We start from the raw sequence: 17,700 nt of genomic DNA on the forward strand, positions 1-17,700 counted from the left end.
TGGCAAACAAAAAGGATCTCGTAGTGATGCTCGCTCGCCCATCCCGTCGCAGTACCCGTGTTCAGCCTCAGCAGCTCATGGCTGCCGATCCGGCGCTGTGGTTGCTCAAGCCCCTGGCGCAGGCGATTGCCTTGTGCCTGGTGGCGGGCAGTGCCGAGGCGGCGACCACTTTCAGTTCGGGATGGTTCGCCGCCAAGGGCGCGGCACAACAGGCTGCCGCAGCACGCCCGAGCGTGGGCGGATTGCCGGGGATGACGCCACCGCTGGCGCAGCAGCAAAAGGCCAATCAGCAGCTGCAACGCTCGATTCAGACACTGAACAACACCGTGGCTGCGATTGCGGCGCAACAGGCCGCGCAGGCGGCCGGTCGTGCGGCGGCGCTGGGCACGGTGCAGTTTGTGCCTGACGGTCTGGGCGAGGGCGGTCTGAAGGTCGATAACAGCCTCACGCAAGGTTGGCAGAACGCCAAGGGCCCGCAGCAGACTCAGGTTGATGGCAAGACCACGGTGAAGATCGAGCAGACCGCCGACAAGGCGATCCTCAATTGGGAGACCTTCAACGTCGGGCGCAACACCACTGTCGAGTTCGCCCAACAGTCGAACTGGGCGGTGCTCAACCGGGTCAACGATCCGAATGCGCGGGCCAGCCAGATTCAGGGCCAGATCAAGGGTGACGGCACGGTGATGCTGATCAACCGCAACGGCATCGTGTTCAGCGGCACCAGTCAGGTCAACGTGCGCAACCTGGTGGCGGCGGCGGCCAACATCACTGACATTCAGTTCCGCGACCGCGGCCTGTATTTCGACAGCACCGGCAGCCAACCGACGTTCACCGAGGCGGCCGGCAAAGTGCTGGTGGAGCGCGGCGCGTCCATCGAGACCGCGCGGCCGGCCAAATCGACCGATGCCGGCGGCTATGCCTTGCTGCTCGGCAGCGAAGTGCAGAACGACGGCAGCATCAACACCGCCAAGGGCCAGACCGTGCTCGGCGCGGGGGATCGCTTTTACATCCGCAAAGGCTCGGGCACTGAGGGCAATGGCTTCTCGACGACGTTCGGCAACGAAGTCACGCCGGGCTTCAAGACCGGCAGCGCTGCCGGCAAGGTCAGCAACAACGGCCTGATTCAGGCCGCGACCGGCGACATCACCCTGACCGGCCATGAGGTCGTGCAAAACGGCGTGTTGCTGGCCAGCACCTCGGTCGCCACTCGCGGCACGATTCATTTGCTCAATCCGGCCACCGACACCCAGGGCAGCGTGACGCTGGGGCAGGGCAGCGCGACGGCGATCCTGCTCGACAGCAGCGATCTGACCGCCCTCGACAGTCAGCATCAGGCCGCCCTGACCGGCGTGACACCCAACAACAAGATTCGCAGCGACCAGTCGCGCATCGACATCCAGAGCGGCGGCAGCGTCGAGTTCCAGAACGGTTCGATCACCCTGGCCACGGGCGGCCAGGTTGCAGTGGCGGCGCAGCGTCGCAGTCTGGTGCGTGACGGCGCATTGATCGATGTCTCCGGTGCCATCGGCGTGAAAGTCGCGATGGAATCCAACAGCATCAAGATCAACGTCCAGGGCAACGAGCAGCGCGATGCTTCGGTCAATCGCGATAAAGGTGCGCTCAACAGCAATGACATCTGGGTCGATGTGCGCGAACTGGTCTACGTCCCGGCCGGCACCAACGGCTACGCCACGGATCGCTGGTACACCGCTGGTGGTCTGCTGGAGGTCGGCGGTTACCTCGGCACCCAGGGCCACAGCATCGGCGAGTGGATGGCTCAGGGCGGCACGGTGAGTTTCGCCGGCAATGACGTGGTGACCGAGAAGGGCTCGCTGATCAACCTGTCCGGCGGCACGCTGGACGTACAAAGCGGCGAGATTCGCCAGAGCTGGCTGCGTGGGGCCGACGGGCGCCTGTATGAAGTCTCAAAGGCGCCGGGGGATCTGCTCTACACCGGGCTGTACAAGGGCTATGAAGACAGCAGTGAGCGCTGGGGCCAGACGAGTTATTACTACAACCCGTTGATTGCACCGTCCAGGCGTCAGGAGTCGGGTTACACCGTGGGTCGTGATGCCGGGCAACTGGTGATCGGTACCCGCAACGCCGTGCTTGAAGGGCAGATGCTCGGCGAGGTTTATCAAGGCGAGCGCCAGACTCAGGCCCCGCGTGCGGTGCTCGATGGCTATGCGCAGAGTCAGACGGCGCTGGCGCGGCGCGGGCAGTTGATTGTCGGCAGTTATGACCCGGCGTACGTGGCGGCTTCCGGTGGTTTGCTCTACGGCCTCAACCCGTTGTTCGATCAGGTGCATGTCGGCGGCGAACGTCCGCTGGCCGGCGATGACCGGGAGCTGACCGGCGCCGTATCCGATGCGCGCAACGGCAAGCTGTTCCTCGATGCCGGGCAACTCAGCGACTGGCAATTGGGCGCACTGAAAGTGGCGGCCAAAGAACGGATCGACGTGCAAGGTGCCGTCACCGTCGACCATGGTGGCGACATCACCCTTTACGGGCCGCAGGTGCAGGTCAACGCGAACCTGACCGCGCGCGGCGGCAGCCTGCACCTGGGCAACGTGCTCAATCAGCTCAACACCGATCGCCTCACCGACACCCGACTCGTCGCGCCGACCGGCAAGGCCACCCGCGTGAGTGTGGCCGAAGGGACGCAGCTGGATACGCGCGGTCTGTGGAGCAACCTGCGCACCAACCCGGATGATGCCGCGAGCCTGGCGTATCTGAATGGTGGCGTGGTGTCGATCCGCAGCAGCGGCGATATCGAAATCGGTGCCGGCAGTCTGCTGGACGTGTCTTCCGGTGGCGTGATTCTGGCCAACGGCAAGACTCGCGGTGGCAAGGGCGGTGATGTGACGCTGGAGTCCAGCGCCTTGTCCGCGCCGGGTGACAGCCACCTGACCCTGGACGGCCAACTGCGCGGTTACGGTGTGTCGGGTGGTGGCCGATTGCTGATTCAGGCGCGCGACATCCTCATCGGCCAGTCCGGTAAACCCCTCGCCGACAACACATTGCAAGTGCAACCGGAGCTGTTCGACAAAGGCTTCTCTGCCTACAGCCTTATCGGCCTCAATCGCCTCGATGTGGCGGACAACACCCGCGTTGACGTGTTGATGCCGGTCTACCGTTTTGGTGACGCAGCTGCGAATCAGGTCAGTGGCACCGCGCCGGGGCAGGCGCTGGAATTGTGGACGCCGACGCTTTATCAGGAAAATCCGCTCAAGGCGCAACTGACCCAGCGTGCCGGCGCCAGTCTGGCTTTGCAGGCCGGTTCCAGTGAGGTCGCGCTGGTCGATCCGACTCGTAACACCCTGACCCTTGGGCAGGGCTCGCGCATCAGTGTCGATCCGGGGCAACGCATCAATCTGCGCAGCGCCGGTCAGCTCACGGTCGATGGCCAGTTGAATGCGTGGGGCGGCACGATCGATATCCGTCAGCAGCAATTCGGCTCGCTCGATGTCGCTGATTCCTCGCAAACGGCAGACAGGCAAACCCACAACCGCTCGATCTGGATCGGCGAGCACGCGGTGCTGGACGTGGCCGGTCGCGTGGCCACCGGCATCGATGCGCTGGGAAGGGTGTATGGCCAAGTCGGCAAGGGCGGCTCGATCATCATTGGCGGCGAAACCGATGCGAAGAAGGCCACGGCCACGTCGGCCGACGCCTATGTGATCGTGCGAAACGGTGCGCGACTGGAGGCCTCCGGCGCACAAGCGATGCTGGATATCGCCGGACAGGGACCGACGCTGGTTGCCACGGATGGCGGGCGAATTTCGCTGAGTTCCTACAACGGCCTGTTCATCGACGGCGACCTGCATGCTGCGGCTGGTGGTGCCGGGGCGGCGGGCGGGCGACTGGACATTGCGCTGGAGACACCGATTTATCTGAGCAGAGACGCGAGCAACGACGTTCGCGTGCCGCGCGAAATCGTCATCGGCCAGGACGCCGGCCCGTCGCTGTTGCCGACGGGTCTGCAAGCGGGCGAAGCTTCGCCTGCGTTGCAATACGGGCGCGCCCGGCTGGGCGCCGATCAGTTGATGTCCGGCGGGTTCGATAACCTGAGTGTGCTGAGCAACGGTCTGCTGTCGTTCGACGGCAACGTCGATCTGCACATGAATCAAAGCCTGAGCCTGTATGCCGGGGCCTTGTCGCTGGCCGACGGCGCGCCAGACAACGTACGGATCAACCTGTCTGCGCCTTACGTGCGTCTGTCGGGTACGGGCAAATATTTCGAGGCTCCCGGCAACATCCGGCCACGGGTGATGAACAATCCGACCACCGAAGTGGCGCCGGCACACTTCACCGCCACGGCAGACCTGCTGGATCTGGGCAACAGTCTGTCGTTCGGCACGGCCGGGTCAATCGTGCAACTGAGCGGCCCGGCACTGGAGGTCGGGCGGCGTGGCTTTGAACAGGTCACGCTCGACAGCCGGGGCGATCTGCGCTTTCTGGCGCCCACCGGCAACGTCGAGAAAACCGAACTCTGGACGCCGGGCGACCTGAGCCTGCGTGCCGCGCAGATCTACCCCGCCAGTGATGTCACCGCCGAGGTGCGCGTGGGTTATCAGAGTGTCCAGCGTGACGCCAATCCTGAGCGTACCCTGCGAATCAGCAGTTCCGGGGCGGCGCCGGCCGCGTTGCCTTACTCGGTCTTCGGCAACCTGACGCTCGCCGCCGCGCATATCGAGCAGGGCGGGGTGATCCGCGCGCCGCTGGGCATGATCAATCTGGGTGACAACCTGGTCCTCAACACCCGGACACTGCATCTGTTGCCCGGCAGCCTTACGTCGGCCAGCGCCGCCGGGCTGGTCATGCCTTACGGCGGCACCACCGACGGCATCGACTTTCGCTACAACGGCAAGTCCGTGCTGCTTCGAGGGATCACCGCCGAAACCGCTGGCGTGACGCTCACCTCGAAGTACGTCGATGTGCAAGGCGGTGCGTTGATCGACCTGTCGGGTGGCGGTGATTTGCGCGGTGCCGGTTTCGTATCCGGGCGTGGCGGTTCCACCGATGCCCGCTACAACCCGCTGGTGCGCAATGCCAGTGACGGCACCTTCAGCCTGCCGGGCCTGGCCAGCAACCCGGTGTACGCCATCGTGCCGGGGAATCAGAGTGCTTATGCGCCGATGCTCGCCGAGGCGGGGGCGGTCGATCCGCGCATCGGCCAGCAGGTCACCATCGGGGCTGGCGTGCCGGGGCTGGCGGCGGGCACCTATACGCTGCTGCCCTCGACCTTTGCGCTGTTGCCGGGAGCCTTTCGGGTCGAGGTCAACGGCCAGGCGGCAGCGGGCGCAACCAACGCTGCGCTGCCACTGCGCAATGGTTCGTGGACGAGTTCGGGACGGATGTCGATTGCCAATACCGGCCTGCGTGACAGCCTGGCAAGCCAGGTCATCCTGACATCCGCCGACGTGCTGCGCCGTTATTCGCAGTACAACGAGACCTCTTTCAGTCAGTTCATCCAGAGCGATGCGACGCGCCGGGGCGTGCCTCGGGCCCTCGCGCCCATGGACGGCAAATCCCTGAGACTGAATCTGTCCCAGGGCGCCGCACCGGCTAACGCGCTCGATTTCAACGGTCAGGCGCTGTTCCAGCCGGCCACGGGCGGCGTCGTCGGGTCGGCCGTGGTGCACGGCGCGGCGAACTTCGAAATTCTCGGTGCGGGGCATTCAATCACGGAAGGTTTTGCCGGTGTGTCGCTGTATGCCGACAGCCTCAATTCGCTCGGCGCCGGCCGCTTGACCCTCGGCGCGCAACCGACGATCGATTACAACACGTCGGGCAACATCATCGCGTTCAGCGGTGATACTGCAACGATCACCTTGCGTGACGGCGCCGTGTTGTCGGCACCCGAAGTGCTGCTGCGCACCACCCGGGCCGATGGCGGTATCACCCTCGAAGCCGGTTCGGGTATCAACACTCTGGGGCGCGGCAAAGCGCCTTACGATTCCAGCACCGGCTTCATCTATAAGCCGGGTGCGGCGGGGTTGCTGGTGGTGTCGAACGGCTGGACCAATGTGCTGGCGCCTGAAGTGACCGTCAGGACATCCGGCGCGGGCAACATTCTCATCGGCCATTGCTCGACGGCAATGTGCAACAACCCGACGCTGCTCTATTCCAACGGCAGCATTACCGCCGCCACTGACAAGCAATTCGAACTCGACGAAGCGGTACGCTTCGGCACCCGCCATCTGACGCTGGCCGTGGGTTCGGTCAATGCCGGCAGTGCCGAGGCCTTGAGTGCCGCCGGCAACCGGGTGCCGACCGGTCTGACCCTGAACCAGAATGTCTTGAATCGCCTGTTGCGGGGCGATACACAGTTCGGCGCGCCGGCGCTGGAAACCCTGAGCCTGACCAGTCGCGATGCATTCAATTTCTACGGCAGTGTCAGCCTCGATACCCTGGATCCGCAGACTGGCGTCAGCAAACTGCAAAACCTGATCCTCAGCACCCCGGCCATTTACGGCCTGGGTGAAAGCGGCGACGTGGCAGCCATTCGCACCGCCAATCTGATCTGGAACGGTGCGCCTCAGGATCCAGGCGCGGTGATCACGGGCGGCGCCGGCACCGGTCGCGGCGCGCTTGATATTCAGGCGCAACGGATCGAGTTCGGCTACGGCCCCGATCCGCAGGCCAATGGCCTGGATGTGAACAAGCGGTTGGTGCTGGGTTTTGCCGACGTCAATCTCACCGCCAGCGATCGCATCACCGCCAACCACAAGGGCAGTCTTGAGGTCTATCAGGCGCAGGGCGCTTTCGATCCGGTCACCGGTTATGCCCACAGCGGCGGCAATCTCACATTGCGTACGCCGTTGCTGACGGGAGAGGCGGGCTCGGTCAACCTGCTCAAGGCCGGTAATAACCTGACCCTGACGGGGGCCGGCACAGCGACTGCCGCCAATGCACTGGGGGCGCAATTGACCCTTGATGCGCGCAATGTCTTGCTGGACAGCCGCATCGCCCTGGCCAGCGGCAAACTGGTGGTCAAGTCCGAGGACGATCTGACCCTCGCCAGTGGCGCGAATCTGGACATGGCCGGTCGCACGTTGCCGTTCAACGATGTGAACAAGTACAGCTGGGGCGGTGATGTGGCGCTGTACAGCCGCGACGGCAATATCCGCCAGGTGGCGGGCTCGCGAATCGATCTGTCGGCGCAGAACCATCAGGCCGGTAACCTGAGTGCCGTGGCCCTGGCCGCCGATGCGGGCATGGTCGATCTGCAAGGCGATATCCTCGGTGCCAGCAGCGGCTATTACGATGCCGGCGGCACACTGGTGCCGTACAGGGCCGGTGGCGTGGATATCCGCGCGCAGCACCTCAATGGCGATCCGAGCCAGCAATTCGCGGCCCTCAATCAGCGTTTGAATGCGGGGCAAGTCTTTGGCAGCCGCAGCTTGCAGCTCAAGCAAGGCGATCTGTTGATCGGCGACGGGCTCAAGGCTGGCGAGGTCAATGTGTCGGTGGACAACGGTCGGCTGACGGTGGCTGGCCTGATCGATGCCAGTGGCGAGCGGGTCGGCAGTATCCGCCTGTCGGCGCAAAACGGCCTGACCCTGGCGGGCAATGCGGTGCTTGACGCCCATGGCCGTGTGTTGCGGGTCGACAGCTACGGCAAGATTATCGACGCCCCGAACCGGGCGATGGTCGAACTCAACGCCGGGCAAGGCGTGCTGACCCTCGGCAGCGGTGCGCGCATCGATTTGCGCCATGGCACCGAAGCCGTTCTTGGCACTCTGCCGGGGCAGTCCGACGGGTTGCTGCGCGGCACGCTGGAACTGAACGCGCCACGCCTGGGGGCGGATGACATTGCGATCGAAGCCGGCGGCGCACTGAGTATTCAGGGAGCCCGCTCGATTGGCCTCAACGCCACGCGCCGCTATACCGATGCCAGCGATGGCGCGGACCCGGCGGCCAGTGGACGGCCGTATCAGGTGATCGATCAGGCGTACCTCGATCGCATTCACGGCGACAGCACGGCGTTCATCAATGCGGCACTGGCCAACGGCAACCTGCTGAACAACAAACTGGCCGGCCTGAACAACGCCACTTATGCCGATGCCTTCCATCTGCGGCCCGGGGTCGAGATTGCCAGCAAAACCGCCGACGGTGATCTGGTGGTGCAGGGTGATGTGGACCTGTCCGGTTACCGTTACGCCAGCCTGAATCCGCACACGCAGAAGACTTCGGTCTACGGCTCGGGCGAGGCGGGTAACCTGGTGATTCGCGCGGGCGGCAACCTCGATATCCACGGCAGCCTCAACGACGGTTTCGCGCCGCCGCCGGAGACCGTGGACGATGCCGGCTGGAAATTACTGCCGGGGATTCAGCCGTTCGGCGGCGATCTGATCGTACCGGGAGCGGGCGTTACGCTCGCGGACGGTACGGTGTTCCCGGTCGGCGCCACGTTGAACTACGACCTCCCGTTGCAAGCGATGACGCTGGCCAGCGGCACGCTGCTGCCGACCGAGGCAACGCTGGCGGCGCCTTACACCTTCGGCGCCGGCACGGTGCTCGCCGGCTCGGTTCGCGATGCTTCGGGCAACGTGCTGTATGCCGCCGGTACGCTGCTCGCCGACAGCGTGACTTTGCCCGCGGGCAGCCGGTTGGGAGCGGGTATCCGCTTGAATGACGCAACGGCGCTGCAAGCCTTGCGCTGGCCGAAGGGCGTGCCGCTGCCGGGCAGCGTCGAGGCCGGCGACAACGGGGTCAAGGGCGTGCGCCTGAGCGGTTCGCTGGCTCTGTTGCGCGGCTCGCTGATTCCGTCGATGACCGATGTCGTGCTGGCGGACGGTACGCCGTTCATCGAGTTGCGGCCATTGACCGGTACGACCCAGGGGCGCAATTGGGCGGTCGCCAGCCTGTTGCCGGCCGGCAGTGCGTCATGGTCGATGCGCGTGGTGGCGGGAGCCGATCTGAGCGCCGCGGATAGCCGGGCGATCAAGCCGGTGTCCAGCGATGGCAATCTGCGCCTGGCCGACACCCATTACGGCCTGACCGTGACAGAGAAACCGCCGACCCTGGTCTGGGGCGAGGGCAACCTGGGCGGCTTCACGCCCGGCGACCCCGTCCCCGAGGATCAAATGATGTGGTGCGACTGGGCGCCGAACTCCTGTGTGCCGGCACCGCGCTGGGTCTGGGCACCGGACAACTGGATGGGCATGCCGCCTGGCTCGCCGATGACCGACGATGAAGTGCTGTCCTGGTGTGGCGCATTCCCGGAACTTTGCGTTGAAAACAAACCAGGTACCACCGTAAAGACCCACACCCAGATGTTCAGCGTGCTGCGGACCGGGACTGGTGATCTGGACGTGCTCGCCGCCGGCGATCTGAGCATGGATTCACCGTATGGCGTGTATACGGCCGGCACTCAGTCCCAAGACATCGATCCGCGCTTCAACCAGCCTCGCGGACGGCTGTCGGACAACGGCTCGGTATTGGGCAGTGCGGGCGGCGCTTACGAAAAATGGGTCAGTGGCAGCGACAGCCTGTATCAGGCCTGGTACCCGCAAATGGGCGGCAACCTGACCATCAATGCCGGTGGCTCGATTGCGGGCGATGTACTGGGGCGTCGTGGTTTGTCGCAAACCATGGACACCCGTGAGCAGGTGCCGAGTGTGGCCGTGGGCAACTGGCTCTGGCGTCAGGGCACCGGCAACAGTGATGTGCCGACCGCGTGGTGGATCAACTTCGGCAGCTATGCGACGCAACCGTTGCCGGATCAAAGTGTTGATACCGGCCCGTACCTGGTCGGTTTCACCGGTTTCGGCACCTTGGGCGGCGGCAATATCAGCCTGCGTGCCGGGGGCGATGCCGGCATGCTCAAGGCGATGGGCGACGGTAACAAGACCAACCTTTATCCGCGCGGGCAGGGGCTGGTCGTGGCGGTCGGCAGCACCGGGCGCGTGGGCAGCGATGGCAGCCTGCAATTGACCGGTGGCGGCGACATGGACATCCGCATTGGCGGGGCGGTCAATCCTTCATTGCAGGCCCGGGCCGGAGAGAACGGCATCGGTGTCGCACAACACGATCTGCAAGGCGCGTTGATCAACCTGCGCGGTGCTGCGCGACTGGCCAGCGGCGCGCTCGGCGGGATCAATCTGCAATATGGCGCCGAAGCCTCGACCCAGGATCCTCGCGAAGTTCGCCCGTTCGACCCGTTCACGTCCACGATGGGCAGCGCCTCTGGTGGGCTGGTGCTGATTCCGGGGGATTCGGGGATGAGTCTCAGCACGCGCGGCGATCTGGTGTTGGGCGGCGCGGCGGACCCGGGTCGGGTGCGCCTGCAGAACTCCACCCCGTTCACTACGCAAGACGGTGTCGTCCATGAGGGCGGCGGCTTGACGGGCTTCTCGTTGTGGACCGATCACACCGCCATTGACCTGTTTTCGGCAGGGGGCAATCTCACACCGAGCACTCAACTGGGCGAAGTCACAGGTCAGGGTCCTGTCACAGGGCGCAATACGTCGCCGACCGATGGACGCTTCGTGTACCCGTCGATTCTGCGGGCGGTGGCGGCGCAAGGTTCGATTTATGCCGGACCTTCTGCAGTCTACAGCCAGGGCAGTGGTACGGTGCCGGCAACCGGGTATTCGCTGTTGCTGGCACCCTCCAGCACCGGGCAACTGGAGTTGCTGGCGCAGGACTCGATCTACGCCGGCGGCTATGCGATCAATCAGTCGGGCGCCAGTCCGCTGTCCATCGCTACGCCGTTCGCGCCGGCCTTCAACGGTTACGGCAACCACACGTCGGCCACGCCGATCATGAGCAATCACAACAGCGACGGGGTGTCGCCGGACAAGAATCTGCGCTATCCGTTATTCGCTTTCGGCGCCAACAGCTACTCGGGCTTGGGCGACGTCCACGCACCGGCGCGGATCTATGCCTTGAACGGTGATCTGGTGGGTGTTCGCAGCGGTGAAACGCTGACGTTCAGCTTGTCGAAACGTACCTGGTACGAAGCAGCAGGCCCGGTCTGGATGCTGGCCGGGCGCGATGTCGTGGCGTCCGGCACTTTCCTGGGCAACCCCACGACCGTCTCTGCTGCCGAGATGGGCGTACCGCCGTCCGAAACCATCACCTCGACCGGCAACCTGTTCGTGCATGACGACCCTCGGGACGTTTCGCGGGTATCGGCAGGGCGCGACATCCTCTACAGCAGCTTCGACATCGCGGGCCCCGGCGTCCTGGACCTCAATGCCGGGCGCAATATCCTGATGGAAAACCGCGCCAGCATCACCAGCCTCGGCTCGTTGGTCGCCGGTGATCAGCGACCGGGCGCCAGTGTGGTGTTGCAGGCCGGTGTGGGCGCGCAAGGGCCGAATTATTCGCGGTTCATCGCCCGTTACCTGAACCCGCAGAACCTTGCCGACCCGAACGCATCCCTCAACGGGCAACCGGGCAAAGTGGTCAAGACCTACCTCGACGAGTTGCAGAGCTGGTTGACCCTCGGTTACGGCTTCAGCGGCAACGCCGAACAGATGCAAGCGTTCTTCGCCGCGCTGCCGAGCGCCGAACAAGCGATCTTCGCCCGTCAGGTGTACTTCGCCGAACTGCGTGCCGGTGGCCTCGAGTACAACGATGTCGACGGCCCGCGCAAAGGCAGTTACCTGCGCGGTCGCAACGCCATTGCTTCGCTGTTCCCGACCACCGATGTGGCCGGCAATCCGATCCGCTACGACGGCGACATCACGCTCTACGGTGGTGCCGGGGTGAAAACCCTGTTCGGTGGCGATATCCAGATGCTCACGCCGGGTGGCGGTCAGGTGTTCGGCATCGAAGGCGCCGCGCCGCCATCGACGGCGGGGATCATCACCCAGGGTTCGGGCAACATTCAGCTCTACTCCCAGGGCAGCATTCTCCTGGGGCAGAGCCGGATCATGACCACGTTTGGCGGCTCGATCCTGGGCTGGTCTGCCGAGGGCGACATCAACGCCGGTCGCGGCTCGAAAACCACCGTGGTCTACACCCCGCCGAAACGCGTGTACGACACCTGGGGCAACGTGACCCTGTCGCCATCGGTGCCGAGCACCGGTGCCGGTATCGCCACGCTCAACCCGATTGCAGAAGTGGCGCCGGGGGACATCGACCTGATCGCGCCGCTGGGCACCATCGATGCGGGCGAGGCGGGGATTCGCGTCTCGGGCAACGTCAACATCGCCGCGCTGACGGTGGTCAACGCCGCCAACATCTCGGTGCAGGGCAAGGCGACCGGCGTGCCGGTGGTCTCGGCGGTCAACACCGGCGCGATCACTTCGGCCAGTTCCGCTGCCTCGTCGGCCACCCAGGCGGCGGAAGACGTCGCCCGACAACAACAAGCCGCCTCGCGCCAGAACCAGGCCTCGGTGTTCACCGTGCAGGTGCTCAGCTTCGGCAACGAACAACTGGCCCCGACTCGCGACGGCGCCAGCCGCGCACCGACACCGGGCTACAACCCCAACAGCCCGGTGCAGGTGCTGGGCGCCGGGGCGCTGGATGAACAGGCGAAGCAGCAGCTGACCGAAGAGGAGCGGGGACAGCTGACGTTGTAAAGGACTCTCGTGTAGTACGCTTCGGGCGGCCGTTTGGCCGCCCTTTTTTTATGTAGATGAGGTTCGTGGGTATTGTCGTCGGGTGTGGACTAACGTCAGTATTTTGATGCGCCCGTTCACTCGATAGACCAGCAGATAGTTCGGATTGACCACCATTTCCCGAGTGCCTGGCGCTCGACCGGATCGGTAACCATAAGGGATTGATGAAAGCCTTTGCGTTGCTGCACCAACCTTGTGCTGCAGAGCCGCTGAAGCGTTGGAGTTGTATTGTTCAACGTAATCGATAATGTCAGCCAGATCGTCCAGAGCTTGATCGCTCCATTCAAGCGGCAGCGCGTCGATTCTTGCGTCTCTCTTCTAATTAGTTGGTCGAGCCGCACCATGGCTTCCTCATGGGGAATGCCCGGGCGAGGATCATCCAGTACAGCCTGCACCTTGGCACGAAACCAGCGATCGTAGCTCTCTGCCTCTTCTTCGGATTCGAAGTCAGAGTAAAACGGGGAATGCAATATGCTCATAGTGATCTCCGTGATCAATTTCAGCAGTCTAAGGGGGAAAGGGCCCATTGTCGTCACTGGCAGACGATGCACCCCATGAGCCCTGTAGGAACTATGGGGTAGCGGCGCCCAGTATCTGCAAGTCCCCCCTTTGAAATCTGCCGGACGTTTCCCACCGTTGTCCGGCAATCTCGACCGCCGCTGTAGGCCTATTCCCACCCTCTGTTTTTCAGGTTTCCAGCCTACAAATCCGCGCGCGCCTTCCTACAAATGCACTCAGAACGCATACGGAATACTCACCTTCGCCCACAACATTTCGCCCTCTGGCCGGTTCTCCACGTCGAATTCCTTGGCCCAGCGGATCTCGGCGCTGGCGTACTTGAGGAAGGTGAAGTGCAGCGCCGGGCCGATGGCGAAGACCTTGCCGCGCACGCCGTCGCTCACGTCTTCGCCGGCGAACTGCACGGTGTGGCCGAACTGTTTGTCGTCGGTGGTCTGCTTGAGGTAGTAACCGTTGATGCCGAGCATCAGGTCGTCGGTGATCTTGTAGCTGGCCGAGTAATCGAAGTGGAAGATCTGCCCGGACTTGTAGTCGGTGTCCTTGTTCTTCTCGTTGAAGCTGTAGGTGGTTTTCATCGACACCTCGGTGCGCTCGGTCGGCAGCCAGGTGAAGGAGAACAGCGGTTTGTAGGTGTAGAAGTTGTTACTGGTGTTGGCCAGCCGATCGACGCTGTATTCGCCGGTGGGCACGGTGATTTCCACGGCGGCGCCGAGGGTCAGATCCTTGCCCATGTCCCACAGGATGATCGGCGCGATGGTGGTATCGCCCATGCCTTCACGGGTGTCGCTCAGGCCGAACGCCGAGACTTCCTGCTTGAGCCACGGCTGGGCGATGTAACCGGCCAGACGTCCGCCGAAAATCCGCACCGGGCTCAGGTAGTCGAGGCGCGGGATGACGGCAGTGGATTCGATCTCGACATTCGGCACCTTGCCGCCGAGCGAACTGATGTTGAGCTTTCGTGACTTGTAATGGTTGTAGTAGAGGTTGAAGGCGACCATGTTCTCCGGAAGGCTGTCGACCTCCAGCGGCAGCATGAAAAAGCCGTCGGTGCCGGGGCCGATGTTGTCGACGCCGGCTTCGGTGGCCAGCACCGGCAGGGTCGCGGCGCAGCCGAGCAGGCTCAGCGCCAGTCGCACAGGGAATGTCGCGCGATTCGGGGTCATGTCCGTCCTCATTATTATTGTGTTTTGGGCGCAACGCCGGCACGCAGGGTGCCCGGCCACGATAGAAATAAGCTCTTGTCGCACAACAGGGCAGGGTATTGGCGGACACGGAAGGGGGCTTCTGCGGACAGTCCTTCAACCCTGTGCTAACTTCCTTCGACATAACCGGTTACAAAAATAACAATTCAGCGTGATCCGGGATGTCAGCCTCCATGAACGTAAAAGTCCAAGACCCCACCTTCGAACTGGCGCTGGTGTCGCCATTTCTCCTGCAAACCCTGGCCGAAGTCGCCGCCAACAAGGGCGTCGAGCCGCAGAGTCTGTGCCGTGGCCTGGGTTTTGATTTCGACGACCTGCAGGATCCGGCGCAGCGGATTTCCTATCGCCAGGCCGTGGCGATGATCCAGCGTGCGCTCAAGGCTTTGCCCAATCAGGGGCTGGGGCTGTGGGTCGGCGCGCAGAACGTGCTCGGGACGCTGGGTCTGCTCGGGCATGTGCTGTCGCTGTGCAAGACCTTGCGCGATGCGTTCGAAATCGGGGTTCGGCATCAGCACACTTCCGGCGGGATTGTCGTTTCCAGCGTCGATGTGGTGGGCGATCAGGTCTATGTCGATGTTGAGTGCCGGCTGCCGTTTGCCGAGGTGCAGGTGTTTGCCGTTGAAGAGTTTTTCGCCAGCCTGCTGGTCTATGGCCGGGCGCTGGTGGGCGAGACGTTCAAGCCGATAGCCGTGGAGTTCATGCACGCCGCGCCGGATTACGTCGATGAATACCGGCGGCTGCTGGGGCCGGAGGTGCGCTTCGGGTGCCTGCACAACCGCATGTTGATCGACGTGCAATGGCTGGATGTGAACCTTCCCAACCATCATTCGCTGGCGCTGCGTCAGGCGGTCAAGTTGCTGGAGCTGGAGGCGGCGCAGGTTCACCAGAAACTCGATCTGATCCAGGCGGTGGAGCGGGCGATTGCCCGTGACTTGAGCCGGGGCAGCCATATTGAAAAGATTGCCGGCGACTTGAACATGAGCAGCCGAACCTTGCGCCGGCGGCTGACTGAACACTCACTGACGTTTGAAGCATTGCTGGAGCAAGTGCGTCAGGCGCGCACCATGAGTTTGCTGGCTAATCCGGACATGCCGATCGAGCGGATTACCGAGGAGGTCGGCTATAGCGATGTGCGCAGTTTTCGCCGGGCGTTCAAGCGCTGGACGGGGAAAAGCCCGAGTGCGTGGCGCAGTGCTTCGATTTGATCTGAGACCGATGGCCCTCACCCCAGCCCTCTCCCGGAGGGAGAGGGAGCCGATTGGGGGATATTCGAGAGATACGCCGACCTGAAAGTTTTTCAGCGAATCCCTATTCAACTCTGTCTTTCACGTCGCTGTATCTCCAACAAACAACCCGGTCAGTTCCCTCTCCCTCCGGGAGAGGGCTAGGGTGAGGGGGCCTTTGAGGCTACCCAACCCATTTCAATCCCCCACAAACCCTCCGCCTACAGTTAAACTCCGCGCTCTTTCCAAGGAGTCGACATGAGTTACTACCAGCCGGGCATTCTCGCCACCCCCGTTCCGCCACAAGCACGTCACCTGTTTTTCGCCCTCGAGTCGGTTGAAACGCTGCCGCAGGCGATCGACAACCTGCTGAACCTGGTGGACGGCAAGTCGGCGGTGGTCGGTTTCGGTGAGTCCCTGGCCAAGGCCCTGAAGGTGAACATCGACGGCCTGCGCAGCTTCCCGGCGCTGACCGGTGTCGGCGTGGAAAACCCGTCGACCCAGCACGCCCTGTGGGTCTGGCTGCACGGCGTCGACCGTGGCGATCTGCTCAACCGCAGCACCGCGCTTGAGGCCGCGCTGGCCCCGGCGCTGCGTCTGGTGCAGATGCAGGAAGCCTTTCGCCACAAGGACGGCCATGATCTCACCGGTTATGAAGACGGCACCGAAAACCCGCACGACGAAGCCGCCATCGCCGCCGCACTGCAAAGTGACGGCGCGGACGGTCTGGTCGGTGGCAGCTTCGCCGCGATCCAGCAATGGCAGCACGACCTCAAGGGTTTCCATGCGTTGTCCGCCGAGGACAAGGACAACATCATGGGCCGTCGCCTGAGCGACAACGAAGAGATCGACGACGCTCCGGTGTCCGCTCACGTCAAGCGCACCGCCCAGGAAAGCTTCGCCCCGGAAGCCTTCGTCGTGCGTCGTTCGATGCCGTGGATCGAAGGCGACCGCGCCGGCCTGATGTTCCTGGCGTTCGGCTTCTCCCTTGATGCCTTTGAAGCGCAACTGCGGCGCATGAGCGGTCTGGAAGACGGCATCACCGACGGTCTCTATCGCATCAGCCGGCCGATCACCGGCGGCTACTACTGGTGCCCGCCACTGCAAAACGGCCACCTCGATCTGCGCGCACTGCGCATCGGCTGAGGCACAAGCATGAACGTGGTGCGTTGGGGAATGATCGGTTGCGGCAGCGTCGCTGAACGCAAGAGCGGGCCGGCTTTCTACAAGGCGCCCGGATCGGCGTTGGTGGCGGTGATGGGGCGACGTCTCGAAGCGGTGACCGAATACGCCGCGCGCCACGGCATCGCCCGGACGTACACCGACGTCGATGCCCTGATCAACGACCCCGAGGTGGACGCGGTGTACATCGCCACGCCACCCGACAGTCACCACGCCTACAGCCTGAAGGTCGCCGCCGCCGGCAAGCATTGCTGCGTGGAAAAACCCATGGCGCTCAATGCCGGGCAAAGTCGCGAAATGCAGCAGGCGTTCGCCGATGCCGGTTTGCACCTGTTCGTCTCCTATTACCGCCGTTCGTTGCCGCGTTTCCAGCAGGTTCGGCAGTGGCTGGAGCAGGGCCGCATCGGCCAGGTGCGGCACTTGAGCTGGACGCTGACCAAGGCACCATCGCCCAAGGATCTGGACGGCAGCGCAAACTGGCGCATCGATCCGGCGGTCGCCGGGGGCGGGTATTTTGCGGATCTGGCCAGCCATGGTTTTGACCTGTTCCAGTACCTGCTCGGCGACATCGTCGAAGTCGCCGGTTTCACCGCGCGTCAGGCCGGGTTGTACGCGGCGGAGGATGCGGTCAGCGCCAGTTGGCGATTCGCCTCGGGCGCACTGGGCATGGGTTGCTGGAACTTTGTTGCGGATCGCCGTGAGGATCGGGTCGAGATCATTGGCAGCCAAGGGCGAATCGGCTTTTCGGTGTTCGACGAGCATCCGGTCGAGCTGCATGCCGACGAGGACATCAGCCTGGAAATCCCCCATCACGAACACATCCAGTGGCATCACGTACTCGGTATGAATGCGCAGATTCGCGGTGAGTCCCGGCACCCGGCAATCGCCGCCGAAGCCCTGAAGACTGATTGGGTCATGGATCAGATCCTCAAGCGCCACTGAAGGCGCATCTAAGGTTATACCCAAACAATATTTCTCAAGCTTGTCATAACGTCT

The 17,700-nt window shown here is 63.6% G+C and carries 6 protein-coding genes and 1 pseudogene; 4 read left to right on the top strand and 3 right to left on the bottom strand.

Translation table 11 applies throughout. The annotated features are described in order from the left end of the window. The first annotated feature begins 26 nt into the window (after positions 1-26). Positions 27-12,539, top strand: a complete 12,513-nt coding sequence (locus AWU82_RS05925; protein ID WP_064381216.1) for a filamentous hemagglutinin family protein — start codon at positions 27-29, stop codon at positions 12,537-12,539. A gap of 48 nt (positions 12,540-12,587) precedes the next feature. Here the strand turns inward: AWU82_RS05925 and AWU82_RS05930 are convergent, their stop codons facing one another. The 3 genes and pseudogenes from AWU82_RS05930 to AWU82_RS05940 form a co-directional block, all read right to left on the bottom strand. Further along, positions 12,588-12,881: a type II toxin-antitoxin system RelE/ParE family toxin gene (locus AWU82_RS05930; protein WP_311776288.1), complete on the bottom strand. Its 294-nt coding sequence runs from the start codon at positions 12,879-12,881 to the stop codon at positions 12,588-12,590. Beyond that, positions 12,862-13,057, bottom strand: a pseudogene (gene relB, locus AWU82_RS05935) (type II toxin-antitoxin system RelB family antitoxin). The gene AWU82_RS05930 and the pseudogene relB overlap by 20 nt, the downstream one beginning before the upstream one ends. A 255-nt stretch (positions 13,058-13,312) precedes the next feature. Continuing rightward, positions 13,313-14,260, bottom strand: coding sequence for a SphA family protein (locus tag AWU82_RS05940; RefSeq protein ID WP_064381217.1), 948 nt, complete (start codon positions 14,258-14,260; stop codon positions 13,313-13,315). A gap of 212 nt (positions 14,261-14,472) precedes the next feature. Between AWU82_RS05940 and AWU82_RS05945 the strand changes: the two genes are divergently transcribed. The 3 genes from AWU82_RS05945 to AWU82_RS05955 all read left to right on the top strand — a co-directional run bounded on the left by AWU82_RS05945 (position 14,473) and on the right by AWU82_RS05955 (position 17,646). Then, entirely contained in the window at positions 14,473-15,504 is a 1,032-nt protein-coding gene (locus AWU82_RS05945; RefSeq protein WP_064381220.1) for an AraC family transcriptional regulator, read from the top strand. Between the two features lie 276 nt (positions 15,505-15,780). Then, on the top strand, positions 15,781-16,668 hold the full coding sequence (locus AWU82_RS05950; protein WP_064381223.1) for a Dyp-type peroxidase: 888 nt from the start codon (positions 15,781-15,783) through the stop codon (positions 16,666-16,668). A gap of 9 nt (positions 16,669-16,677) precedes the next feature. Then, positions 16,678-17,646 (top strand): Gfo/Idh/MocA family protein, encoded by a 969-nt coding sequence (locus tag AWU82_RS05955; protein WP_064381225.1) that lies wholly within the window; start codon positions 16,678-16,680, stop codon positions 17,644-17,646. Positions 17,647-17,700 lie beyond the last annotated feature (54 nt).

The sequence above is a fragment of the Pseudomonas glycinae genome (genome assembly GCF_001594225.2).
GTDB lineage: Bacteria > Pseudomonadota > Gammaproteobacteria > Pseudomonadales > Pseudomonadaceae > Aquipseudomonas > Aquipseudomonas glycinae.